General features: G+C 62.2%; 17 protein-coding genes. 10 read left to right on the forward strand and 7 right to left on the reverse strand.

Annotated features, from left to right (window positions below; genetic code table 11):
• Positions 1–22 precede the first annotated feature (22 nt).
• From can to bioB, 10 genes are all read left to right on the forward strand, one after another.
• Entirely contained in the window at positions 23–799 is a 777-nt protein-coding gene (gene can, locus P3T22_RS16010; RefSeq protein ID WP_063497785.1) for a carbonate dehydratase, read from the forward strand.
• A complete protein-coding gene (locus P3T22_RS16015) occupies positions 792–2,000 on the forward strand; it encodes an acetyl-CoA C-acetyltransferase (protein ID WP_429325436.1) in 1,209 nt (402 codons plus the stop codon). The genes can and P3T22_RS16015 overlap by 8 nt, the downstream gene beginning before the upstream one ends.
• Positions 2,001–2,039: 39 nt before the next feature.
• A complete protein-coding gene (locus P3T22_RS16020) occupies positions 2,040–2,717 on the forward strand; it encodes an SDR family oxidoreductase (RefSeq protein WP_063494583.1) in 678 nt (225 codons plus the stop codon).
• Positions 2,718–2,753: 36 nt separating this feature from the next.
• A complete protein-coding gene (locus P3T22_RS16025; protein WP_063494582.1) occupies positions 2,754–3,884 on the forward strand; it encodes an acyl-CoA dehydrogenase family protein in 1,131 nt (376 codons plus the stop codon).
• Between the two features lie 7 nt (positions 3,885–3,891).
• Positions 3,892–4,341, forward strand: coding sequence for a YchJ family protein (locus P3T22_RS16030; protein WP_429325437.1), 450 nt, complete (start codon positions 3,892–3,894; stop codon positions 4,339–4,341).
• Between the two features lie 595 nt (positions 4,342–4,936).
• The gene (locus P3T22_RS16035) at positions 4,937–6,211 is read left to right on the forward strand and encodes a dienelactone hydrolase family protein (protein ID WP_429325438.1); all 1,275 of its coding nucleotides are present in this window, start codon (positions 4,937–4,939) and stop codon (positions 6,209–6,211) included.
• Between the two features lie 1,179 nt (positions 6,212–7,390).
• Entirely contained in the window at positions 7,391–8,740 is a 1,350-nt protein-coding gene (gene bioA / locus P3T22_RS16040; RefSeq protein ID WP_429325439.1) for an adenosylmethionine--8-amino-7-oxononanoate transaminase, read from the forward strand.
• Positions 8,740–9,924 carry an 8-amino-7-oxononanoate synthase gene (gene bioF, locus P3T22_RS16045; protein WP_063494579.1) on the forward strand — a complete coding sequence of 395 codons (1,185 nt, stop codon included), beginning with the start codon at positions 8,740–8,742 and terminating at the stop codon, positions 9,922–9,924. The genes bioA and bioF overlap by 1 nt, the downstream gene beginning before the upstream one ends.
• Positions 9,921–10,640 carry a dethiobiotin synthase gene (bioD, locus tag P3T22_RS16050; protein WP_429325440.1) on the forward strand — a complete coding sequence of 240 codons (720 nt, stop codon included), beginning with the start codon at positions 9,921–9,923 and terminating at the stop codon, positions 10,638–10,640. The genes bioF and bioD overlap by 4 nt, the downstream gene beginning before the upstream one ends.
• Positions 10,641–10,674: 34 nt before the next feature.
• A complete protein-coding gene (gene bioB / locus P3T22_RS16055) occupies positions 10,675–11,760 on the forward strand; it encodes a biotin synthase BioB (protein ID WP_429325441.1) in 1,086 nt (361 codons plus the stop codon).
• 118 nt (positions 11,761–11,878) lie between these two features.
• Here bioB and P3T22_RS16060 read toward each other — a convergent pair whose 3' ends face one another.
• The 7 genes from P3T22_RS16060 to P3T22_RS16090 all read right to left on the reverse strand — a co-directional run bounded on the left by P3T22_RS16060 (position 11,879) and on the right by P3T22_RS16090 (position 22,609).
• The gene (locus tag P3T22_RS16060; protein ID WP_063494576.1) at positions 11,879–12,634 is read right to left on the reverse strand and encodes an alpha/beta fold hydrolase; all 756 of its coding nucleotides are present in this window, start codon (positions 12,632–12,634) and stop codon (positions 11,879–11,881) included.
• A gap of 75 nt (positions 12,635–12,709) precedes the next feature.
• Entirely contained in the window at positions 12,710–13,912 is a 1,203-nt protein-coding gene (locus P3T22_RS16065; RefSeq protein WP_429325442.1) for a hypothetical protein, read from the reverse strand.
• A 23-nt stretch (positions 13,913–13,935) separates the two neighbouring features.
• Positions 13,936–15,285: an ATP-grasp domain-containing protein gene (locus P3T22_RS16070; protein WP_063494574.1), complete on the reverse strand. Its 1,350-nt coding sequence runs from the start codon at positions 15,283–15,285 to the stop codon at positions 13,936–13,938.
• A gap of 71 nt (positions 15,286–15,356) precedes the next feature.
• Positions 15,357–16,910, reverse strand: coding sequence for a carbamoyltransferase C-terminal domain-containing protein (locus P3T22_RS16075; protein ID WP_082854903.1), 1,554 nt, complete (start codon positions 16,908–16,910; stop codon positions 15,357–15,359).
• A 266-nt stretch (positions 16,911–17,176) separates the two neighbouring features.
• On the reverse strand, positions 17,177–18,271 hold the full coding sequence (locus tag P3T22_RS16080) for an SGNH/GDSL hydrolase family protein (RefSeq protein ID WP_063494572.1): 1,095 nt from the start codon (positions 18,269–18,271) through the stop codon (positions 17,177–17,179).
• A 293-nt stretch (positions 18,272–18,564) separates the two neighbouring features.
• Positions 18,565–20,406, reverse strand: coding sequence for a carbamoyltransferase family protein (locus P3T22_RS16085; protein ID WP_063494570.1), 1,842 nt, complete (start codon positions 20,404–20,406; stop codon positions 18,565–18,567).
• A gap of 37 nt (positions 20,407–20,443) precedes the next feature.
• Complete coding sequence (locus P3T22_RS16090; RefSeq protein WP_429325443.1) at positions 20,444–22,609, reverse strand: iron-containing redox enzyme family protein; 2,166 nt, start codon at positions 22,607–22,609, stop codon at positions 20,444–20,446.
• Between the last annotated feature and the right edge of the window lie 321 nt (positions 22,610–22,930).

The raw sequence follows: 22,930 nt of genomic DNA on the forward strand, positions 1-22,930 counted from the left end.
CGAGCAACCGCCCAGACTCACCATGAATACGAACGCTTCTCCCGCTGCCAATCCGCTTGCTCATCTGTTCGACAACAACGACGCATGGGTGACCCGCAAGCTGTCCGAAGATCCTGAGTACTTTTCGCGCCTCGCGCACCAGCAGACACCCGAATATCTGTGGATCGGCTGCTCCGATTCACGCGTGCCGGCCAATCAGATCATCGGCCTGCCGCCTGGCGAAGTGTTCGTGCACAGAAATATCGCCAACGTGGTGGTGCATACGGATCTGAACTGCCTGTCGGTGATCCAGTTCGCCGTCGATCTGCTGAAGGTCAAGCACATCATGGTGGTAGGTCATTATGGCTGCTCGGGTGTCGCCGCGGCGCTGCATGGCCGACGCGTGGGTCTCGCGGACAACTGGCTGCATCACGTGCAGGACGTGCGCACCAAGCACGCCGCGCTGATCGAAGAGTGGCCGCTTGGCGAGGCGCGCCATCGGCGTCTGGTCGAGTTGAACGCAATCGAACAGGTCATGAACGTATGCCGGACCACCATCGTCAACGACGCGTGGGCGCGCGGCCAGGAACTGACCGTGCATGGCTGGGTGTATGGCGTGCACGACGGCAAGGTGCGCAACCTCGGCATGACGATTAGCGACCCTGCCGCGCTAGATGCGGCCTATAAGAGCTGCGTCGCTGCCGTGTCGGCCAGCGGCGCGCACAAAGCGGACAACGACATGGTCGCCGCCGATGCGGCCCAGCTCGGCGAGGTGCCGGCCATCGTCGAAGGTGTGATCAATGAACTTAAACATGAGTGAGGCAAGCATGAGTGAGACAAAATCTGATCCGATCGTGATCGTCGGTGTGGCCCGCACGCCGATGGCGGCATTTCAGGGCGATTTCGCTTCGCTCACCGCGCCGCAGTTGGGCTCGATTGCAATCGAAGCCGCGGTGCAACGCGCCGGGTTGAAACCCGAGCAGATCGACGAAGTGGTGATGGGGTGCGTGCTGCCCGCCGGCCTCGGTCAGGCGCCCGCGCGCCAGGCCGCACTCGGCGCCGGCTTGCCGCTCGCCACCGGCAGCACCACGGTCAACAAGATGTGCGGCTCCGGCATGCGCGCGGCGATGTTCGCGCACGACATGCTGGCCGCGGGCTCGGCCGACGTGATCGTCGCGGGGGGCATGGAGAGCATGAGCAACGCGCCGTACCTGCTGCCGAAGGCGCGTAGTGGCATGCGCATGGGCCACGGCCAGGTGATCGACCACATGTTCTGCGACGGTCTCGAAGACGCCTACGAAAAGGGCCGTTTGATGGGTACCTTCGCCGAGGAGTGCGCGGCGTCGTTCGACTTCACGCGCGAAGCGCAGGATGCGTTCGCCGTCGAGTCCCTGAATCGGGCGAAGCGCGCGAATGAAGACAGCTCGTTTACATGGGAAATCGCGCCGGTGAAGGTGGAAAGCCGCAAGGGCGACGTGACCATCGATCACGATGAACAACCGTTCAAAGCGAACCTCGACAAGATTCCGACGCTCAAGCCCGCGTTTAGCAAAACCGGCACGGTGACGGCGGCGAACTCGTCATCGATTTCCGACGGCGCCGCGGCGCTTGTAATGATGCGTGAATCGACCGCGAAGCGTCTCGGTGTCGAACCGCTTGCTCGCGTGGTCGGCCACTCCACCTTCGCGCAGGAACCGGCGAAGTTCACCACCGCGCCGGTCGGCGCGATTCGCAAGCTGTTCGAGAAAAACGGCTGGCGCGCCGACGAAGTGGATCTGTATGAAATCAACGAGGCGTTCGCGGTGGTGACGATGGCCGCGATGAAGGAACATCATCTGCCGCATGACAAGGTCAACGTGAACGGCGGCGCCTGTGCACTCGGCCATCCCATCGGCGCATCGGGCGCGCGCATTCTCGTCACGCTGATCGGCGCGTTGAAAAAGCGCGGTCTCAAGCGCGGCGTCGCGACGCTATGCATCGGCGGTGGCGAAGCGACCGCGATGGGCATTGAACTGGTTTGATGCACAGTTTTTCGGCGTTGGAGAGCTTGAGGTGATTCGATGAAGACAGTGTTGATCGTCGGTGCATCGCGCGGCATCGGCCAGGAGTTCGTGCGGCAGTACAAGAAAAGCGGCTGGCGGGTGCTCGCCACCGCGCGCGACAGCGTCGCGCTCGACGCGCTGAAGGCGCTCGGCGCCGAGACCTTTTCACTCGACGTCACCGCGCCCGAAGAAATCGCAGCGCTCGGCTGGAAGCTCGACGGCGAACAGCTCGACGCGGCGGTGCTGGTATCGGGCGTGTACGGCCCGCGCACCGAGGACATCGAAACGATCACGGCCGAAGACTTCGACCAGGTCATGCACACCAACGTGCGCGGTCCGATGCAGTTGATGCCGATCCTGCTGCCGCTCGTCGAACAAGCCGGCGGTGTGTTCGCGGTGATTTCGAGCAAGATGGGTAGCATCGGCGACGCAAGCGGCACGACCGGCTGGCTGTACCGCGCGAGCAAGGCGGCGCTCAACGACGCACTGAAAGTCGCCTCGCTGGATACCATGCGCGCAACGTGTATTTCGCTGCACCCTGGCTGGGTGCGCACCGACATGGGCGGCGCTCAGGCGGCAATCGATCCTGCACGGAGCGTGACCGGCATGCGCGAAGTGCTCGCACAGGCTGCGGCCGCGCGCGAAGCGTTCAACGGCCGCTTCTATCAATACGACGGCACGGCGCTCGACTGGTGAGGAAACAGATGGGGAGACTAACGAGGAGACCGAACCATGGTGCTTGATCAGGATCACCTGATGGTCCGCGATGCGGTGCGCACATTCGTCCGCGAAGCGGTCACCCCGCATGCGGCGCAATGGGACCGCGAGCGCATCTTTCCAAAGGACGTGCACCACCAGCTCGCCGAACTCGGCGCCTATGGCGTGCTGGTGCCCGAAGCGTACGGCGGCGCCGGCATGGACGCGCTGGCGCTCGCGCTGATCCTCGAAGAAATCGCGGCGGGCGACGGCGGCACCTCGACCGCGATCTCCGTCAACAACTGCCCGGTGTGCAGCATTCTGCTGACCTATGGCAACGACGCGCAGAAACGCGACTGGCTCACGCCGCTCGCGCGCGGCGAGATGCTCGGCGCGTTTTGTCTGACCGAACCGCAAGCGGGTTCTGACGCATCCGCGCTGCGCACCACCGCGACACGCGATGGCGACACCTACGTGTTGAATGGCGTCAAACAGTTCATCACGAGCGGCAAGAATGGCAACGTCGCGATCGTCATGGCCGTGACCGACAAGGCGGCGGGCAAGCGCGGCATCAGCGCGTTTATCGTGCCGACCGACACGAAGGGGTACATCGTCGCGCGAGTCGAAGAGAAGCTTGGCCAGCATTCGTCGGACACGGCCCAGATTATTTTTGAAGATTGCCGCGTACCGGCCACGAATCTGATTGGCGCGGAAGGTGAAGGCTATCGGATTGCGCTATCGGGGCTCGAAGGCGGGCGCATTGGTATCGCGGCGCAGAGCGTCGGCATGGCGCGCGCCGCGTTCGAGGCGGCATTGGGCTATGCGAAGGAGCGCGAAAGCTTCGGGCAGCCGCTGTTTTCGCACCAGGCCGTGCAATTCCGTCTCGCCGATATGGCGACCCAACTCGAAGCCGCGCGCCAGTTGATCTGGCACGCGGCTTCGCTGAAAGACGCCGGCCAGCCTTGCCTGACCGAGGCCGCGATGGCCAAGCTGTTCGCCTCGGAAGCCGCCGAGAGAATCTGCTCGGCAGCCCTGCAGATTCATGGCGGCTACGGCTATCTGAGCGACTTCCCCGTGGAGCGCATCTACCGCGATGTCCGCGTGTGCCAGATTTACGAAGGCACCAGCGACATCCAGAAAATTTTGATCGCACGCGGTCTCGGCTGAAAGTTTGATGAATAAGCCATTGTTGTCAATGCAACGACCGTCCGACTGCCCATGTGGCGCCGCCGCGCCCGATCGGCGAAGCGGCGCCAAACCGCCCCGCTTCGCGCAATGTTGCGGCCGCTACATTGATGGCGGCGAAACCGCGCCGCGCGCGCTCGAACTGATGCGCTCGCGTTACAGCGCGTATGTTGTGGGCGCAACGGATTATTTGCGCGCGACCTGGGCGCCGCACACCTGCCCCGCGGATCTCGACGCCGACCCTGGCGCCCCCGACGCGCCGCGTTGGCTTGGACTGCAGATCAAGGCCTTCACTGAAACCGACGCCGATCACGCGACCGTTGAATTCGTCGCACGATACAAGGTAGGGGGCCGCGCCCACCGGCTGCACGAGTTGAGCCGCTTTCTACGTGGCGAAGACGGACACTGGCGCTATGTGGATGGCGACGTGAGCGAATAAGCCAAACCTTTCGCAGGCTTACACAACGCAGCGACGCTGCGACGCACATAGCACGGCACTCACATATGGCCCTCAAACGAGGGCTTTTTTTTCGTGTTGGCTCGATACCACAAGGCGTGTGTTGCGACACATTACTTCGTGCAACCAAGCACCGTGCGACGGGCACTTTGCGGCCTCTCGGGAGGACAAACGCGCTTCGATCCGCACGCGGCAATTATTGCGCCGCGGGTTCTCCTTTATTGCGCAAAACAAAATTGTCGTGCCAGGATGAGGCCGTAGGTTTGTGACGTCACATTGCGAGAGTAGGTCCATACCGATCCGCAAGATGCGCAGGCGCCCTGCCGATTGCCCACCAGTAAGGGTTCGACAGCGGTTCCGGGTAGCATGTGTGGCGCTCATCATCGGCGCGTGGGGTCGCGTCGGCCGTTTGGGTTCATCCCGTGCGATCTCGATTAGCGTGCGTGCGCTTTGCGCACTACGTACGCGAGTGTGTTTTTGTTTGTCGAAAACGCCGATGAAAGGCAAGTGTCAGAAATGACATTCGGCAAACATAGCGTCACGGTGTTCAGGGCAGGCTTTTAAGGCAGGTGCGTGAATGGTGTTCAGCAAGGTTCTGACGAAGTGTGCGGTGACGTGTGCAACGGCGATATGCGCTGTCGCACTCGCGCATGCCGACCCGCTCGCCGACCCCCAGGCAGGGCCCCTCACCCGCGCGCACGTGCCGCGCATCGCGCTCGACGACGACATCTATCTGCCCACCGCCGGCCTCAACGAACAGATCATCCGCGTGCCGGTCGACGCTGCCGGCACGGTCACGCTCGAAACGACGATCTACAAGCCGGACGGCGCAGGTCCGTTTCCGATGATCGTTTTCAACCACGGCAAGATTCCTGGCGACCCGCGCATGCAGGAACGCAGCGACCCGTTGCCGTTCGCGCGTGAATTCGTGCGCCGCGGCTACGTGGTGGTGGCGCCGAACCGCCAGGGCTTCAGCCATTCGGACGGCACGTATCAACAGGATGGCTGCGACGTCGAACGCAATGGTGTCGGCCAGGCTGGCGACGTGGCTGCGACGATCGATTTCATGTCGAAGCAGCCGTATGTGGACGCGACGCACATTGTGGTGGCGGGCACCTCGCACGGCGGCTTGGCAACGATGGCTTACGGCCCCGAGGCTGCATCCGGCGTGCGGGCCTTGATCAATTTCTCGGGCGGTTTGCGGCAGGACGCTTGCACCGACTGGCAAGGCAACCTGACGCGCGCATTCGGCGCATATGGCGAGAAAACGAAGGTGCCGTCGCTGTGGTTGTATGGCGATAACGATTCGGTATGGAATGCGCCGCTGGTGGCCGGCATGTATGTCGCGTATGCCGCGCACGGCGCGAGCGTGAAGATGGTGGATTTTGGCAACTACAAGAATGACGCGCATCGGCTCGTGGGCGATCGCGATGGCGTGCATGTGTGGTGGCCTGCGGTCGAGGCTTTCCTCGCTCGGGCGGGGATGCCTACCGGAGTGCAGTATCGGGTCGATGATCCTTCAGCACCGAAGGCGAGCGGCTTTGCCGCAGTCGACGCAGTCAACGCTGTCCCGTTTGTCGATGAAGCCGGGCGTAACGGCTATCGCAACTTTTTGCATCAGTATCCAAGCCGGGCTTTTGCTGTGTCGGATACGGGTGCGTGGTCGTGGGCCGAGGGTGGCGACGATCCGATGTCGGTTGCTATTGCTAATTGCCAGAAGCAGAGTTCGGCACCTTGCCGGTTGTATGCGGTGGATAACGCCGTTGTGTGGGGAGCTCAGTCTTCGCAGACGGCGGATTCTTCTTCGGCTGGTTCTGCCGGTGATCGGCGGGCTATTGCTAGTCGGAATTAAGGGTAGGGTTTTTGCCTGCTCGGCGCTTTGTTGTCTGTTTGCTTACGGCGTTGGCCTTTCCTTGAATTGATATTGGTTTATTAGCGTTCGCCCCTGTGCGGGGCAGGCACTCACTTTCTTTGCCGCCGCAAAGAAAGTAAGCAAAGAAAGCGGCTCAAACCGCTAATGCTAAGTGGGCACCGTGGTCTGCACGGGGTAGTGGTGCATCTGGAATCCGGGCCCTCGCACCGTCCCGCCTGAGTGACTAGGGTGTCATCAGCTCCCACTCCGCACTGCGTGCGTCGCGGACGGGTCTGCATGGGAAACCCAGGGGCTTCAGTTCGAGTCTGTGGGGGCTATCGGCTTCGCCTCAGCGAGGTGCCCAAGTGTCCCAACGACGAGTTTCGCAAGTGAATGAAAGTGCAAACTCGCAGACCGGATGAAACGGGGTGCAGCGCGGTTTCAGTATCGGCAGCGAAACAGGTTCCGTGCAAAAAATGCAAGTGCGGAAACGTAGTGGTCGGTTTTGTGAAGTACTCTTCGGCGCGCGCAGCGCCGCCGGAAGTATGACGCCCTTGTCACTGACGCTTGAGGGTGCGCGAACACCGATTCCAGATGCACCACTACCCTTTGCAGACCACGGCGCCCGCTTAGCATTAGCGGTTTGAGCCGCTTTCTTTGCTTACTTTCTTTGCGGCGGCAAAGAAAGTGAGTGCCTGCCCCGCACAGGGGCGAACGCTAATAAACCAATATCAATTCAAGGAAAGGCCAACGCCGTAAGCAAACAGACAACAAAGCGCCGAGCAAACAAACAGATCAAGAAAAGGCCACCACCACAAAACCCCAGACAAATCCCACCGAGCAGGCAAAAACCCCAAACCACACACCGCCGGAGGCAAACCCCACCTTAAACCCCCAATTCCCGCCCATAAGGTCCAACTACTTTGTCGTCGCCAACTCCGCCGATTAGCAACCTTCAGAACGAAACTTAAACCACCTGCATCCAACAGCACCAAACCCCAGCGCCGCAGGCAAAAACCCAACTCTCGCCCCTAGTGCACAGCACGAAATAAACCGCTAATCTCGACCCCGCACGCCATTTCAAGGCCGCGCGCAGCGCAAAGAAAAACCCGCACCACGAATGAAAAGGCCCTAAAAAAGCCAGCCGTGCAACGGCAAAAAAGCACCCCGGAGCACCCTTTGGAAAAGTCAGCATCCCCTGAAGACTGGATCACCCGCAGCCTGCGTGCCGTCTGGCACCCCTGCACCCAGATGAAGCACCACGAGCGCCTGCCCCTCGTGCCGGTCGCGCGCGGTCAAGGCGCGTGGCTCTATGACCGCGCGAACAACCGCTATCTGGACGCGATCAGCTCCTGGTGGGTCAACCTGTTCGGCCACGCCAACCCCCGCATCAACACGGCACTGAAAGACCAGCTCGATACGCTCGAACACGCGATGCTCGCCGGCTGCACGCACGAGCCCGCCATCGAACTCGCGGAGCGCCTCAGCGCCCTCACCGGCAACACGCTCGGCCACGCGTTCTTCGCATCCGATGGTGCATCCGCCGTTGAAATCGCGCTGAAGATGAGCTTCCACTCGTGGCGCAATCGCGGCTTCGCCGACAAGCAGGAATTCGTCTGCATCGCCAACAGCTATCACGGCGAAACCATCGGCGCGCTCGGCGTCACCGATGTCGCGCTCTTCAAAGATGCCTACGACCCGCTGATCCGCCACGCGCATGTCGTCGCATCGCCCGATGCTCGGCTCGCGCAAGCCGGCGAAACAGCAGCCGACGTCGCACGCCACGCGCTCGATCAGGTTCGCTCGCTGTTCGAAGCGCGCGCCACGAAAATCGCCGCGCTGATCGTCGAGCCGCTGGTGCAATGCGCGGCCGGCATGGCAATGCACGATCCGTCGTATATCGCCGGCCTGCGTGCGCTGTGCGATCAGTACGGCGTGCATCTGATCGCCGATGAAATCGCAGTCGGTTGCGGACGCACCGGCACCTTCTTCGCGTGCGAACAAGCCGGCATCTGGCCGGACTTCCTGTGTCTGTCGAAAGGGATCAGCGGCGGCTATCTGCCGCTCTCGATCGTGCTGTCGCGCGATGAAATTTTTGAGGCCTTCTATCACGACGATATCGCGCGCGGCTTCCTGCACTCGCATTCGTACACGGGCAATCCGCTCGCATGCCGCGCGGCGCTCGCCACGCTCGATCTCTTCGCAAGCGACAACGTACTCGCCGTCAACGCGCAGAAATCCGCAAAGCTGAAGGCCGCACTCGCGCCGCTCGCCGAGCACAAGCAGGTGCGCAATCTACGTCAGTGCGGCACGATCTTCGCATTCGACGCAGTGATCGACGACGCTCAGCAAGCCAAAACATTTTCGCGCCGCTTCTTCGAAAACGCGTTGCAGCGTGAACTGTTGCTGCGTCCGATTTCGACGACGGTGTATCTGATGCCCCCCTACATCCTGGACGACGAAGAAATCGCGCTGCTTGCCTCGCGCACGCGCGAAACCTTCGAAACAACGCTCGCGGAGCCCCGCTAATGCACCTGCTCGACACCCTCACCGAAGGCCTCAAGGACATCGACGAGCGCGGTCTGCGCCGTCGTCGCCGTACTGCCGACACGCCGTGCGCCGCGCACATGACGGTCGACGGCCGCGCAATCATCGGCTTCGCCAGTAACGACTATCTCGGTCTCGCCGCGCATCCGCAACTGATCGCGGCGATCGCCGAAGGCGCGCAGCGTTATGGCGCGGGCAGCGGCGGTTCGCATCTGCTCGGCGGCCACTCGCGCGCGCATGCACAGCTCGAAGACGATCTGGCCGAATTCGTCGGTGGCTTCGTCGACAATGCACGGGCGCTCTACTTCAGCACCGGCTACATGGCGAATCTCGCGACGCTCACCGCGCTCGCGGGCCGCGGCACGACGCTCTTCTCCGATGCGCTGAATCACGCGTCGCTGATCGACGGTGCGCGCCTGTCGCGAGCCGACGTGCAGATCTATCCGCACTGCGATATGGAAGCCTTGAGCGCGATGCTCGACGCGTCGAACGCCGAGGTCAAAGTCATCGTCTCCGATACCGTGTTCAGCATGGACGGCGATATCGCGCCTCTCGCGCGTTTGCTCGAACTCGCGGAACGGCATGGCGCATGGCTGATCGTCGACGATGCGCACGGTTTCGGCGTGCTCGGTCCGCAAGGCCGCGGCGCAGTTGCAGAAGCCGCATTGCGCTCGCCGAACCTGATTTCGATCGGCACGCTCGGTAAGGCGGCGGGTGTATCGGGCGCATTCGTCGTCGCGCATGAAACCGTGATCGAATGGCTCGTGCAGCGCGCCCGGCCGTATATCTTCACGACCGCTTCGGCGCCCGCTGCGGCGCATGCGGTGTCGGCGAGTCTGCGGATCATCGGCGGCGAAGAAGGTGACGCGCGGCGCGCCCATCTCCAGCAACTGATCGAACGCACGCGCGCGATGCTAAAAGCCACGCCGTGGCTGCCGGTCGATTCACACACCGCCGTGCAGCCGCTGATCATCGGCTCGAACGAGGCCACGCTCGATATCGCGGCCACGCTCGATCGCGCGGGTCTCTGGGTGCCGGCTATCCGTCCGCCGACCGTGCCCGCGGGTACGTCGCGGCTGCGCATTTCGCTTTCCGCCGCGCATGCGCAAGCGGATCTGGACCGGCTCGAAGCGGGCTTGCAACAACTCGGGGCGAAGGCGGCATGAGTCGGGCGCTGTCGCTATTCGTCACCGGCACCGATACGGAAATCGGCAAGACGTTCGTGTCCGCAGCGCTTCTGCGTGGCTTCGTTCGCGAAGGCCTGCAAGCCGCCGCGATGAAGCCGATCGCCGCGGGCGCGTTCGAAGTGAACGGCGTGTTGCATAACGAAGACGCGGATCAACTCGACGCCGCGTCGAGCGTCCTGCTGCCGCCGGCGATTCGCACGCCGTACCTGCTGAAAGAACCCGCCGCGCCGCATATCGTCGCCGCGCTGGAAAACGTAACGTTCGATATCGACCACATCGTCGATTGTCATGCGCAGGCTTTGCAGCAAGCGGAGATCGTCGTGGTCGAAGGGGTCGGCGGTTTTCGCGTGCCGCTGACCACCACGCAAGACACGGCCGATCTCGCCGTCGCGCTGAAACTGCCGGTCGTGCTGGTGGTTGGCATGCGTCTCGGTTGCATCAGTCACGCGTTACTCACCGCCGAAGCGATCGCCGCGCGAGGGCTGACGCTTGCCGGCTGGGTGGCGAATCGCGTCGATCCGGACATGACGTTCCCCGATGAAAACATCGCCTCGATTCGAGAGCATCTCGCGCGCGAATACGACGCGCCCTTGCTCGGCATCGTGCCGCATTTGAACCCGGCTTCGCCCGAGCTCGCGGCGGATCAACTCGACATCAACCGACTCCTGCAGACGCTGCGCCACGCGCAGCGCTGAAAACCCATTACATCCATCCATGAGGATTGACGACATGACGCAATTGAACATCGCTCCGACGCCAGCCGACGCGGCCGCCTCGAACCACGCCAACAACGCCGCCGCAGGCGCCAAGCCGGTGGCCAAATGGCGCGTCGCCGACATCGTCGCGTTGTACGAACTGCCGTTCAACGACCTGATGTTCCGCGCGCAGCAAACCCACCGCGAACACTTCGACGCGAACACGGTGCAACTGTCGACGCTGCTGTCGATCAAGACCGGCGGCTGTGAAGAAGATTGCGCGTACTGTCCGCAGTCGGTGCATCACGACACGGGCCTGCAGGCCGACAAGCTGATGCCGGTCGATGAAGTATTGGCCGCCGCCAAGGTCGCCAAGGAAAACGGCGCGACGCGCTTTTGCATGGGAGCGGCGTGGCGCAATCCGAAGGACCGCCACCTCGAGCCGATCAAGGACATGATCCGCGGCGTGAAGGCGATGGGTCTCGAAACCTGCGTGACGCTCGGCATGCTGGAAACGCATCAGGCGCAAGGTCTGCGCGAAGCGGGCCTCGATTACTACAACCACAACCTCGATACGTCGCCGGAGTTCTATGGCCAGATCATTTCGACGCGCACGTATCAGGACCGTCTCGACACCCTGGAACGCGTGCGCGATGCGGGCATCAACGTATGCTGCGGCGGGATTGTCGGTCTGGGCGAATCGCGCCGTGAGCGCGCCGGCCTGATCGCGCAACTGGCGAACATGGAGCCGTATCCGGAATCGGTGCCCATCAACAACCTGGTGCAGGTAGAAGGCACGCCGCTGACCGGCACCGAAACGATCGATCCGTTCGAATTCGTCCGTACGATTGCGGTTGCACGCATCACGATGCCGCGCGCGATGGTGCGTCTGTCGGCCGGCCGCGAGCAGATGGACGAAGCGTTGCAGGCGCTGTGTTTCCTGGCTGGCGCAAACTCGATTTTCTACGGCGACCAGTTGCTGACCACCAGTAATCCGCAAGCCGAAGCGGACCGCAAGCTGCTCGAACGCCTCGGCATTCGCGCGGAAGCGGCGCAGCAGATGCCGCTGGATCAGAGCGGCTGCGAGCACGGCTGTGACAAGCACGCTGCGCCGAACTAAAAAGCGACGCGTACCCGGCACGCGTGATGAAACGCGCGCAATAAAAAAGGTCACCTCGTTTCGGAGGTGGCCTTTTTACTTCCAAGCAAAGATTAACTTCGTGACATGACGCCACCGGTCAGGCCGCGATCTGGGCGACCATCCCGCCGACGATCCGGCAAAACCCATCGGGCTCCTCGAGCATCATCATGTGGCCGACATCCGGCTGGACCACGTAGGAGCGCGCCGCAGCGCGCGCCCAGTCCGGCGCGTCCCATCCGGACGCCGACCGTTCGCCGGCGAGCATGAAGAGGGGAGTGCCCCGTTCGACGACCATGCGAATGTGCGAAAGGAAATCGGGTGCGCCGGTTTCCGCCACCACCGCGCGCGCCATCGCCTGAATCGTTTCGCGCGGTTGGTTCGCGAGTGCGGTGCGCGCCCACTCGAGACGCTGCGGCGTGACGGCAATACCACCGTTCTTCAGCCAGCCCTCCGGATCGGCGACGAGGCGCATGTGCTCCGCTTGCCACGCGGCGGCGTCGAGACCGGCGATTTTCCGGCACCAGAATGCGTCGTCGAGCGTGAAATTGCCTTCGACATTAATCACCCCGCACACAAGGTCGGGCGCGGACGCGGCGGCGAGCATCGCGACCGCGCCGCCGACACTGTGTCCGAGCAGGATGCTCGGTGCGCCGACGTGCTCGTGCACATAGCGGATCACATGCGCCGCTTGGCCGGCCAGCGTGATCGGCTCAACCGCGCTGTCTTTCAGCGCGCCGTAGCCGATCAGATCGGGTGTATGAACATCGACGGCGACAATGCGCCGGCTCGGTGCATAGAAGCTTTGTGACCCGAACAGGCCGTGGATCATGACCAGCGGCATAGCTTTATTCATGGTGTTTCACCTGGTAATGGACATGCAGCGATGTCTCCGGCAACGCCGGCCTGAACCGAACGATGGAGGTCTGTTTCAGCGGCCATAAGCCGATTCGCGCACAGCGCTGATGTCTCGCATGGCGTTCCATGTCATGCTCGCCACGTAGAACACGACGAACGCGAGCGCTGCGACGAACAGACCGTACCCCTGCGCGATCCAGCTGCCCGCGAATCCAGCGACGATCATCCCAAGATAGACGCTCGCATACTGGAACGTAGCGACGAGCGCCATATGCTCGGGCGGTGTCGCCGCGACGACGTCCGCCTGATGCTTGAAGAACAGCACCTCCCAGAAAAACATGTAGACGAAGTAGAGTGTGTAGCTGACCGTCACGTCCCGGAACGCCGCCGATCCCGCCATCGCGCCGAGACAGATCACGTTCATCGCGAACATGGCCACCTTGCCGGGCGTGACGCCACGCCGGCTCGCAAACGCAAACATCAATGCAGCGATCAGAGCTGACGTCGCGCTGATAATCTGCAGATAGCCGACATGGGTCTGCGACAGGCCAAGCACCGAGATTGGCAGCGTCACCCGCGACACGTTGAAGAAACCCTGGTAGACCGACACCAGCAGGATGAACGCGATAAAGTGACGCTGCAACGCGGGCGAAGTCCGCAGCACTTGCACGAGCGTGCCGAAAGCGCCGGCCGACGCGGCGGGGGCGGGCTGGGCCGGCGCGCGGGGCAGCAACACCGCTGCCAGTGTGCCTAGACCGTATGCCGCGATCGTGATCGCTCCGGCCATCGTCGACGTGATCTCGCTCTTGTACAACGACAACGCGACACCCGCAATCGCGCCGGCGATGAACTGCGCGGTCAGCGTGATCGGCAACGCATAGCGAATGTCGTCGTTCGAGAAATAGCGTTTGATCGCGACGGTTCGCGCGATCCGCTGCGTCGCATCAAGGAAACCGATCACCAGCGTGCCGGCAACCGCCGCAGCGACAAAACGGTCGACCAGCGCGTAGGTCGCCGCCGCGACCAGCATGCCCGCGAAATTGAACCAGACGAGGATAGCCTTCGGCGAGCGCCGGCCAGCCGCCGCGTTGATGACAAAGCACAGCAAGACCGGAATCACCATCGGCGCCAGCAGAACCGCCTCGGACAGCAACATCGAGCCGGTCTTCTGATACGCACTGTACGACAGATAGACATAACTGAAGACGCTCGCCGCGATGGACGAAAGATTGACAATCCAGAGCAGCAGGCTGACTCTCGGGGGGGTCGGGTTCATTGTGTGCAGTCTCCGCTCGGTGCTCACGCGTGGTCGGGCAAACGCGCCTCGAGCCCGTCGATCAGGCTATAGGCCGCACGCTTCAGATCGGCCGGCGTGGCGCTGACGAGGAACGCCTGCCCGGCATAGTTCAGCAATCCGCCTGCACCGTCGTAGGGCATCATGCGGCTGCCCGGTTCCACCGACTGAGCGGCTTCTATCCCCACGTTGGCGCGCTCGTCGACGAGCGCGCGCCAGTCCACCTGTGCTGGCTCAAAGGTCTTCGCGCCACGCCACGGGGTGCCATTGCTGTCGCAGCCGACCAGCGCCACTGACGCCGCCGCGCAGCGCGGCGGGTTCTGCTCGAACGAAGGAATCGGCGCCCGCTCGCCAAGCATCACATCGAGGAACAGGTTGATGTAGTCGATGCCGAACACCTCAGCCACTTCCTTTGCGATCGCGACGCCGCCCATCCGCGCAGCAGTTTCGAGGAACGACACGCCGCCGTTCGCCATCAGCTTCATCTCGGTGTGCGTCGCGCAGTTCTCGAAACCGAGCGCATCGATCGCAGTCCGGACCAGCGCGACGATCTGCTCCTTCTTCTCGCGACTCAGCACACACGGCGCTACGTTGCCCAGTTCGGTGAACGGCTCGATGGTGCGCAGACGGCCCGTCATCGCAAGCGGGAAATACTCGCCGTCGCGCACCAGCCCCTCGACGCTCAGATAATCGCCGTATCCGTCCTCGGCGTACCACGACTCGGTAGTCGACTCGATGATCTCCTCCGCGACCAGTTGCGGAAAGCCAGACTGCTCCGAGAACTCATGCTTTCCGGCGCGACGCGCCGCCTCGGTGGCCTCTAGCAGACGCGCGACGGCGCTGTCGAGTTCATGCATGCCGTGGATGATCTGCTGGCCGATCGAACCTGCGCCATAGGCGAGCTTGACGAGCACCGGGAAGCGCAATTCCGCGACCCGATGCAGATCGTCGCGCCGCCGGATCGCGCGGAACGCCGGCTGCGGCACGCCCGCTTCCTGCCAGCGCTTGCGCATCAGTATTTTGTTGCGCGCGAGGTCGATATTCGGGCCTACGCCGCGCACGCCCAACTGCGCCGCGAGCTCCGACACGGACTTCAGCAGGAACTCGGAAAACGTGAACACGACGTCCGGCTTCAGTGCATGCGCGATTTCGGCGACACGCGCGAAACCGTCGTCCGGCCGCAGCCCACTGAAATCGTGCAGCGTGGTGCTGTGCTTGCACAGAATCTCGAGGTTGTAGGCGGATGGCTTGCTGACGATGCAGGTGTGCACGTCGCCGCGGCTCGCGACTTTCGGGAAGAAGTAATCGAGCGGCGGCCCAGCCGGCGCATAGACGTAGAGAATCTTCTTGGTCATGGTTGCGGAATGTCTCAGGGGTATACGATTCGGGAATTCGGCGGGCGACCCTCTGGCGGCCCGGTGGGAGCTTACTTGCGGATCACGCAGAACCGGTCGTCGTAGACGAAGCCGTCGATCCCCGTGGTTTTGCAGTACTGGTAGAGGTCGCTCGTGCGGTTGATGAAACCAGTGCCGTTGAAGTTCAGCGACGTGTTGCACAGCACGCCCGAGCCGGTCTGAGCACGGAACTGCGTGAGCAGCGCGTGCATCCGTGGGTTCTGCTGCGCGTTCACGGTCTGCACGCGCGCGGTGCCGTCGACGTGCGTGATCGCAGCTAGTTCGCGATTACGCACTTTTTGGAAATACAGCATGTGCGGCGAAGGACCGGCCCAGTCGAAATGACGCGACACCTCTTCCTCCATGCAGATTGGCGCTACAGGACGGAACCCTTCGCGCTTCTTGATGTGGTTCAGGCGATCGCATGTCGAGCGCGCGAAAGGCGCGGCGAGAATCGAGCGGTTGCCGAGTGCGCGCGGGCCGATCTCGCACCGTCCCTGGGTCCAAGCGACGATGTTGTCCTGTGCGAGAAAGCCGGCGACGCACTCCAGATCCAGCGGATAGGTGTCCACGTCCGGCATGTCCGGCTGATCGTCAATGAAGGCACGGTCGCTATAGACGGTCCACTCGAGCTTCGCGCGGCCCGTGAACTCCCGCATCGCGTCGACCGCGGTGCCGATCGCAGAGCCCGTGTCGTTCGTACACGGCGGTACAAATACGTCCTCGAACAGTCCGCTGTTGCGCCACATCGTGTTCCAGTCACAGTTGAGCCCGCATCCTCCGGAAATCAACAGCGGATAGCCATCCGTCAGATGCTCTTTTGCGTACTGATAGAAGTGGTTGAAGATCTCATCGGAGTAACGCTTCGCGAGCCGGGTGAAATCCGGATGCTGCAAACCGATGTTGTGATACTTCGATTCGCTTAGATCGTCCTTCGACAGCGTCGCGAGGATGCTGTCGCGCTTCAGCAGAAAATCGGTGATCTCGCGCTCGTCGGGCGTCATTTCGCCGGATTCCCCGTACGCGCACAGCGCCATCAGTTTGCCCGGGTCCTCGTTGCGTAGCTTGCCTTTCGGCAGCGTGAACGTGGGGTCCGCGAGCGCGTACAGAAATGCGTACTTGTTGCCCGGCGTAACCATCACTCGACCGACGTGATGCACGTCCAGCTTTTCGTCGACCCGATAGAAGTCGCCGAGCGCGCCTTCCCATGCGAGCACATAGCACGGCTTGCCCTGCTCGAAAGGCGACAGGCCATACGTGCACCAGATGTGCGAGCGTTCATGGCTGCTGGTGAAATAGTTCACGTTCGCGCCGAACATCGTCGTGCGGTGATGTTGGACCGCTCCGCTGCCGTGTCCGTAGTAGCCGGCACCGATGGGCGCGTTCGCGGCCATCGAGCCCTTGCCCCAGCCACTCACGGCAAATACGTCCGGCATCGCGCCAAGCTGCTCGGCAGCAAACACGAACTGCGACGGATTGAACACCTCGTAGCGCGGAAAGCTGTCCTTCTCCGGTTCGAACGACCATTCCAGCTTGCCGCTCGCAGCATCCACCAGCGCGATGGCGCCATCATGGCCCGGCTTCATAGAAAAGATCTTCACGAAACTCCTGTCCTTATTGACATGGGGCGCTCACCGTCCCCAGATGAAATGAACATCGCGGCGCCCCGTCGGTTGCGGAGGCACCTCGGCCGCTTGTTCTATGCCTCAGCGAAGCGGATAGATCGAACTCTCCTGCTTCTTCTTTTTCTTCCGGAACAGCTTGCGGAACAACGCGGCGATGATCGCGAGCGGGCCAGCTTTCTTCGTCTGCGGTTTCATGAATTCCTCCAGTTGCCACTTTAGGCAAGTCGTTAAAGCATCTTGTCGGCGATCAGGCGCGCCACCTCGTCGTAGCCCTTGTCGTTGAAATGAACACGGTCGACAAACAGGTAGTCGTCGATGACCGGCGAGTCGCGCAGTAGCACGTTCATGTCCGCGAAACCGATCTTCCGCTTCTCGCAGACCTCGCGTATGCCGTCGGCAAACGGGGCATGAATCTCTTTGCCGAGGATCCCCGCAAACAGTCGCCAGAAGTTATTCGGACAACTGTCGATCGCGTGAAATATTGCCGCCTCGTCCAACGCCAGGTGATCACGGGTCCAGAACGACATCGGTTGCAGCACGAAACTCAGCTTCGCGCCCGTTCCGGTCAGTAACTGCTGCCACTGCTTCATCGCGTTCGACACGACCCAGGCCGCGCGCTTGACCCGCGCATCGGTGTCGGTACCGTCGTCGGTGATCACGACGTCCGCAGGGTTGTCCTCCGACAGAAACCGGTTGATATATCGGGAGATGAAGCTCTTCTCACGGCCGTCCAGCGCCGACGCGTAAGTTCGCGCGCGCCGTTTCAGGTCGTCGTTGTACCGGTTCATGTAGTGCGGGTACTCGAACGAGTAGTAGTAACGTCCGTGGTCGGTGGCGAGTTCGTCGGGCTGCCCTTCGAGCGCGAGTGTATTGATGCCGCTCAGCACCACGACGTGATTAATTTTCTCGAAGCGGTGCTGATGCATCATGTACATCAACACCTCCTGGACCGCGTTATAGCCGCGCCCGCTGAAATTCAGCCATGGCTCGCCGGTCCACGCCGCGAGCCGTGAGGCGACCGTATGCGAATCTGCCGTCGCGCCCGTGCCCAGCGCGGTCGAGCCACCGACCAGCAGGTTGACCGGTCGCCCCTTCGGCGGGTTAACCACGCTCACGTCGCGGGCGTCGCCAAATGTGCTGAGCCGGAAGCCCTGATCGTCCGTGTTAATCACGTCGGACCGGTAGTTCTTATGATGAAAGAACATCGTATACGGCAACCAGCGCACGCCAAGATACATGAACTGGTCATACTCGCGGATCTGCGGCGTCAATCGGTACACCTCACGAACTGCCTCATCGTGCGTCAATGCGCGCCTGTCCATTCAGCCTCCTCGTCTCGACGTCAGGAATTGCGGCTCGTGAACTGCTCCACGCTGCCCCGGTGAAGGCGCCCACCGTTCATCCGGGCGGTCGGAGACAGATGAAAGTAGGTTGACGCCCGTTCGTGCCTGCGCAAACGAAGCTTGTCCGAGACGAGCCGCGCACATGCACCGAACGGAACGACGAAGATGAAAAACGACAACGTGAGAACAGCAAGCAACGCAAATCTGAAGACCATTTTCATGGACGTCCCGATGAATAAAAGTGTGTCGATGCAGGGCGACATCGCCCCGGTTCAGTCGAGTGCGAATTCGGTGCGCCAGTCGCCCTCCTCCGCCAGTTCCGGCTGATTGGCCTTGCGCAGCACGTAGTTGCCCACCACGAGGTAATCCATCTGGGTGCGCATGAAGCAGAGATAGGCATTCGACGGCGTCTCGACGATCGGCTCCCCGCGCACGTTGAACGACGTGTTGACGAGGACTGGACAGTTCGTCTGTTGATGGAACGCTTCGAGAAGCTGCCTGAAGCGCGGATTCGCTTCCTTGCCGACCGTCTGCACGCGCGCCGAGAAATCGACGTGCGTAACGGCGGGAATCGACGAGCGCGTGCAGTTCAGCAGTTCGATGCCGGTCAGCGTTTGCTGCGACGCGCTGACCGGCTTGCGATGCGTGGGCTGGACATCGACGACGAACAGCATGTACGGGCTCGCGCTGTCCAGTCTGAACCACTCCTGCGCGTGTTCCTCGAGCACCGCCGGCGCGAACGGCCGGAACGACTCGCGGTTCTTGATTTTGAGGTTCATCACGCTTTGCATGGTCTGGTTGCGCGGATCACCAAGAATCGAGCGCGCGCCCAGTGCGCGCGGCCCAAATTCCATGCGACCCTGAAACCAACCGACCACATTGCCTTCCGCGAGAAGCCCAGCAACATGAGCCGGCAGAGCTTCATCGGAGAGCCGCTCGAACACCGCACGATGGCCGGTGAGCACGACCTCGATCTCCGTATTGCTATACGACGTGCCGAGCAGCGTCGCTTTCATCCGGTCCGTCGTTCCGAGCGTGCGAGCGTGCCCCATCTGCACGTGCCAGCCCGCGAGCGCCGCGCCAAGCGCGCCGCCTGCATCGCCGGCGGCGGGCTGCACCCAGATTCGGTCGAAGACCCGCGCCTCGAGCAGCCTGCCGTTCGCGACGCAATTCAGCGCGACGCCGCCCGCAAGACACAGATTGCGCTGGCCCGTCTGCTTGCGCATCGTGCGGCCGATGCGCAGCATCGCTTCCTCGAGCACGCGCTGCACCGACGCGGCGAGGTCAAACTCACGCTTCGTGATGCGGCTCTCGGCTTCGCGGCGGGGTCCGCCGAATAGCGTCGCGAACTCGTCGGTGATCATGCAGTTGCCGACCGCGTAGTCGAAGTACTTCATGTTCAGCCAGAAGCTACCGTCCGGCTTCAAGTCGATCAGGTTGTCGAGGATCGTGTCGTAGTAGACCGGCGTACCATACGGCGCGAGTCCCATCAACTTGTATTCGCCCGAATCGACCTTGAAGCCACAGAAGTAGGTCATCGCCGAGTACAAAAGGCCAAGCGAGTGGGGAAAACGGATCTCCCAGACCGGGTGCAGTGTGTTCCGCTCGCCGACCCACGCGCTGGTGGTCGCCCATTCGCCGACGCCATCCACGCACAGCACGGCTGCCTCCGAGAACGGACCGGGGAAGAACGCCGCCGATGCATGCGACATATGGTGATCGATGTAATGGACCGCCGGTATACACGCGGACACCCCAAAGCCGCTCTCCAGTTCCCGGCGAATCAGCTGTTTGACGAACACCTTGCCGGTAAGCCAGTCCGGCACGTCCGAAATGAACGCCCCGAAACCGCGCGTACCGAAGGCGAAGTAGGTCGACACGATGCGACCAAGCTTCTTGACCGGATTCTCGTAGTAGAAGATCGCGGAGACATCCGCTAGCGTGACGCCGGCCTCACGCAAACAGTAGCGCAGCGCGTTCAGGGGAAAGCCCGGATCGTGCCGGACCCGCGTGAAGCGCTCCTCCTGCACCGCAGCGACGATCTCGCCGTCGCGGACTATCGCAGCCGCGCTATCGTGATAACCGAACGAAACGCCAATGACATATGAACTCACTCTCAGATCCCTTTTTCAATGTGCGGCGCGTGAATCGTCAAACGGTGTAAGTCGGTTTCGCGAACACTTCCTTCCAGCTGCGTCGAGGAATTGCGAGCGCACGGAAGCCGGTCCATACGCGTCGCCACTGCGTGCGTGATGCTGCCGGGCTGGCCATGGCCAGCGCTGCGTCCATATATACTTCGATCGCTTGCAGCGCCATGGCGGAGTGTCCGGTGGAGGCGTTGTCGATCGTGTTGTGCAGATCGACGAAGCGGGTATCGAACTGGTAGTGGCGAAGTTCGTCGCGCGCGGTGCGGTACGCACCTCCGACGCCCGACAGCTCCATCGCCAGATTCAGCCCGAGCGTTTCCGGCAGAAAGCGGCGCGGAAACTGAGAGATCGACAGCCAGAACGCTGGCACTTCGAAAGCAGCGTCGCTGAACAGCTCGCTCATTGCGAATGCGCGGCTCCTGAAATCCGGCAGTTCGATACCCATCTGCCGCATCAAGTCGCGATAGATGTTCGGATGATTAAGTTGCGTGTCGCCGTTGCCGATCTCGTCAGAAAATATCTTGTACAGCAGCGTGCCAATGCCGGTCTCCACATACCCGGCGTTGGTCCAACGCTGCACCCAGCCGCCGTCGATAAAGATCATCGGGCAGAGCTGTACTGCCTCCTCGATCACCTGCTCGCGCGGCTTGTCGATGTTCTGTCCGGGGCCTGCATACGACTGCGTCTGACGCAGCGCCCGGTCTTCGAACCAATGCCGCAGGCGTTCATGCGTGTAGTCCGCGAATGGCAGCGCGTCCGGACCGCGCTCGGCGACCTCGACTGCACGCGCCAGCCACGTTTCCGCAAATGCGCCGGCGTAGTCGAAGACGGTCGGGTTGTTCTCGTGGTTGAGCAGCCGGTGATATAGCTCGCGCGGCCCCACGTTGCCGCTCGCGGCGCGCACGGGTTCCGCTTCGGTGCGAGTATGCGTCGCGGGTTCGGCAACGCGATGCTCGCTCGGCACAGACGGGACGGATGGTGCTGATGTTGTAACCCACGAGTTATTCGTGGAGGGTCCTGCCGATGCGCCGGCAGGCAGCGATGCAATCCAAGCGCGCATCACATCAAGTTCTTTATTAGAAAACACACGAAACATCGGGCCGCCGAATGCGACTAGCCTGGTCAGCAACAGGCTCTGTTCGGGATGGCCGCGCACGATCCAGCGCGAGTGTGCAAGATCGCGGACAAAATGCTCGGGATCCTGCACCACGTAGTCGTCGAATGGGCGGTCGGCGAGCGTGAGCCGACTGTGGTAGCCCGCCGCGAAGCGGGATTTTCGGCGGATCAGTTCGACCATGGCGACCGTCGGATCGAGCAGAAGCTCGCGCACGTGGCGAGCGATCGCGGCGTGCCAGGCGCCTTGCAGATGCATCGACATGCGGTGTCCGCGTTCGATGCGCGCCGCCGTGGTCGACGAGTCGATGCCCGGCTCGCCGAGCATCCCACCAATCGCCTGCTCGATGTGGCGTTGCGCGGCCTGCCTACATGCGTCATGCCGCGCCGTCAGGTACGGGTGTCCGCGTGTGATGTCGCTGGTGCGCAGCAAGGCCTCGACGACCGGGGAAACCGCGACCTGCAACTCAAACAGCGCCGCGCCGAGAATTTCCGGACCATACGCGCCGGGGCTCAGCGACAACGCCAGCCAGCAAGCCGCGAGCTCCGGCGATGTCGGCAGCAATCCGGCCTGCTCCGCGAACATCGGCGAATCGATCGTCGGCAGATACTGACCGGTATGTTCGAGCAACTGACGGTACAGGCAAGCATGATTGCGCGCCGGAGAAAAATCGCCGACATGCCACAGGTGTGCAGCGTGCGCGTGCGCGGGCACCGGCTCGTGACAGTTTGCTGCGTGCACCACGTTCTGCAGCGCGCAGCCCGGCGCGAGTCCCACTGGCGCATATTGCGCTGCGACGAAACGCACAGTAGCAGAGGTGCACGCGACCGGATGGCGGGCCAGTTCATCGGACTTCCAGTGTTCAGCGAGCGCGTTCAGTCGCGCGACCAGATCGCTGACATCCACGCACGGAAATGCTGTGTCTCGAGAACCGGATTGCAGCGCCACATCGTCATCCGCAAAAAGCGATTCGATATATGCTTTTGCTGCACGGCGCACGTCGATATGCGCCTCCTCCAGATTCATAATGCGATAATAGAGCCGTGCGACCATCATGTTCCCACCCGTCGAAAACCGAATACGACCCGATTGTTAATTTTTTACTGGGCATTCACGGGACGACGAAAACCGTCCGGGTCTTATGGGCGCTTTTTGAAATGGGAGTACGCCGACACCATTCAATTCAAAGGTGGGAGCCCTCCTCACCGAACCGGTGATCCTCTACCGCCCTCAATACAATCAATCCATAAATGCAGCAAACCCGCTGAAGGGATGACTAGCGCAGAATTCGTCGCCCTCACTAAAAGCGGTATTAACACTTTCCGCGGGAACATCAGTCACATGCTGCCGTGGCGCCACGTGGGGAGTGCCCGCTGC

It is taken from the genome of Paraburkholderia sp. GAS348 (genome assembly GCF_050434205.1).
In the GTDB taxonomy this organism is placed as follows: domain Bacteria; phylum Pseudomonadota; class Gammaproteobacteria; order Burkholderiales; family Burkholderiaceae; genus Paraburkholderia.

Bases quoted from the DNA above. Each gene is read 5' to 3' on its own strand.
- P3T22_RS16090 (WP_429325443.1), bottom strand. From the start codon at position 22,609: ATGATGGTCGCACGGCTCTATTATCGCATTATGAATCTGGAGGAGGCG.
- P3T22_RS16080 (WP_063494572.1), bottom strand. From the start codon at position 18,271: ATGGACAGGCGCGCATTGACGCACGATGAGGCAGTTCGTGAGGTGTAC.
- bioD (WP_429325440.1), top strand. From the start codon at position 9,921: ATGAGTCGGGCGCTGTCGCTATTCGTCACCGGCACCGATACGGAAATC.
- P3T22_RS16035 (WP_429325438.1), top strand. From the start codon at position 4,937: ATGGTGTTCAGCAAGGTTCTGACGAAGTGTGCGGTGACGTGTGCAACG.
- P3T22_RS16030 (WP_429325437.1), top strand. From the start codon at position 3,892: ATGAATAAGCCATTGTTGTCAATGCAACGACCGTCCGACTGCCCATGT.
- P3T22_RS16075 (WP_082854903.1), bottom strand. From the start codon at position 16,910: ATGAAGCCGGGCCATGATGGCGCCATCGCGCTGGTGGATGCTGCGAGC.
- P3T22_RS16025 (WP_063494582.1), top strand. From the start codon at position 2,754: ATGGTGCTTGATCAGGATCACCTGATGGTCCGCGATGCGGTGCGCACA.
- bioF (WP_063494579.1), top strand. From the start codon at position 8,740: ATGCACCTGCTCGACACCCTCACCGAAGGCCTCAAGGACATCGACGAG.
- P3T22_RS16015 (WP_429325436.1), top strand. From the start codon at position 792: ATGAGTGAGGCAAGCATGAGTGAGACAAAATCTGATCCGATCGTGATC.
- P3T22_RS16020 (WP_063494583.1), top strand. From the start codon at position 2,040: ATGAAGACAGTGTTGATCGTCGGTGCATCGCGCGGCATCGGCCAGGAG.
- P3T22_RS16065 (WP_429325442.1), bottom strand. From the start codon at position 13,912: ATGAACCCGACCCCCCCGAGAGTCAGCCTGCTGCTCTGGATTGTCAAT.
- bioB (WP_429325441.1), top strand. From the start codon at position 10,675: ATGACGCAATTGAACATCGCTCCGACGCCAGCCGACGCGGCCGCCTCG.
- P3T22_RS16070 (WP_063494574.1), bottom strand. From the start codon at position 15,285: ATGACCAAGAAGATTCTCTACGTCTATGCGCCGGCTGGGCCGCCGCTC.
- P3T22_RS16060 (WP_063494576.1), bottom strand. From the start codon at position 12,634: ATGAATAAAGCTATGCCGCTGGTCATGATCCACGGCCTGTTCGGGTCA.
- can (WP_063497785.1), top strand. From the start codon at position 23: ATGAATACGAACGCTTCTCCCGCTGCCAATCCGCTTGCTCATCTGTTC.